Annotated in this window: 3 protein-coding genes; all 3 read left to right on the plus strand. The window is 70.7% G+C overall.

Going from position 1 to position 1,474, the window contains the following annotated elements:
* A partial coding sequence (locus tag B8460_RS19135; RefSeq protein WP_241771247.1) for an acyl carrier protein occupies nt 1-376 on the plus strand: 376 nt, incomplete at its 5' end.
* Nucleotides 377-406: 30 nt separating this feature from the next.
* Nucleotides 407-877, plus strand: coding sequence for a 3-hydroxyacyl-ACP dehydratase FabZ family protein (locus tag B8460_RS19140; protein ID WP_048863221.1), 471 nt, complete (start codon nt 407-409; stop codon nt 875-877).
* A partial coding sequence (locus B8460_RS19145; protein ID WP_048863222.1) for a beta-ketoacyl-ACP synthase occupies nt 870-1,474 on the plus strand: 605 nt, incomplete at its 3' end. The genes B8460_RS19140 and B8460_RS19145, both read left to right, overlap by 8 nt.

Raw genomic sequence — 1,474 nt, forward strand, 5'->3', positions numbered from 1 at the left:
TGCGTCAGCCGACGCGCCGGTCGTCGTCGCCGCGCCCGCCCGATGGCGGCGGACGGCGCCGCACCGCCCGACCTTCCGCGAGGCCCCGATGTCGTCCACCTTCGATACCGTCGCCGGAATCATCGCCGAGACCTGCGACATCCCGCGCGAAAAGATCACGCCGGAAAGTCATGCCATCAACGATCTGGGCATCGACAGCCTGGACTTCCTCGACGTCGCCTTCGCCATCGACAAGGCGTTCGGCATCAAGATGCCGCTCGAGCAGTGGACGCAGGAAGTCAACGAGGGGAAGGTCTCGTCCGACCGGTACTTCGTGCTGAAGGATCTGTGCGCCAACATCGACGCGCTGACCGCCGCGAAGCCGGCGACCGCCTGACGCGCGGCGACCGCGCCGGCATTCCGGGCCATGCAGCTCGAATATTTCCGCATGGTGGACCGCGTCGTCAGCCTCGATACCGAGGCGCTGACGGTCCGCGCCGACTGTCTGATCCCCGAGACGAGCCCGGTGTTCGAGGGGCATTTCCCCGGCCACCCGATCCTGCCGGGGGTGCTGATGATCGAAACCATCGCCCAGACCGGCGGCTGGCTGATCATGGCGCTGCACCGCTTCACCCGCGTGCCCTTCCTCGGGCAGGTGCGGGAGGCGAAGATGCGGGCCTTCATCACGCCCGGCCAGCGTGTCGAGACCGAGGCGAAGCTGCTGCATGACGGTTCCGGCTACGCGGTGGCGACCGGGACCATCCGCCGCGACGGCCGCACCGTCGCCGAGGCGGAGATCACCTATCGCGTCATGCCCTTCCCCAACGACTCGATGCGCGCGCAGATGCGCGACTTCGCCCGCACCGTCGCCGTGCCCGAGGTCTATCTGAATGACTGACGCGGCCGCGACCGACCGTGACGCGGTCATAACCGGGGTCGGGCTGGTCTCGGCCCTCGGCGAGGGGCCGGAGGCGCATCTGGCGGCGCTCGACGCGGCGGGGCCGGCGCCGGTGGATATCGACCGCTTCGCCCCGTTCGCGGTGCATCCGATCGTCCGCCTCGACCTCGACCGGCAGATCCCCAAGCGCGGCGACCAGCGGCAGATGGAGCCGTGGCAGCGGATCGGCACCTATGCCGCCGGCCTCGCCCTCGCGGCGGCAGGCGTCGCCGGCGACACCGCGCTGCTGGCGCAGACCGACATGGTGGTGGCGGCCAACGGCGGCGAGCGCGACACGGCGACGGACGGGGCCATCCTATCCGCCCTCCCCCGGCAGCAGAACCCGGGCGCGTTCCTCAACGAGCGGCTGCATTCGGACCTGCGGCCGACCTTGTTCCTCGCGCAGCTGTCGAACCTGCTGGCCGGCAACATCTCGATCGTGCACGGCGTCGTCGGCTCCTCGCGCAGCTTCCTCGGCGAGGAGAGCGCGGGCGCGGACGCGCTGCGCATCGCCTGCGCCCGGATCGCCGCCGGGCAGAGCGACATCGCCCTGGTGGG

This window comes from Acidisphaera rubrifaciens HS-AP3 (genome assembly GCF_000964365.1).
GTDB lineage: Bacteria > Pseudomonadota > Alphaproteobacteria > Acetobacterales > Acetobacteraceae > Acidisphaera > Acidisphaera rubrifaciens.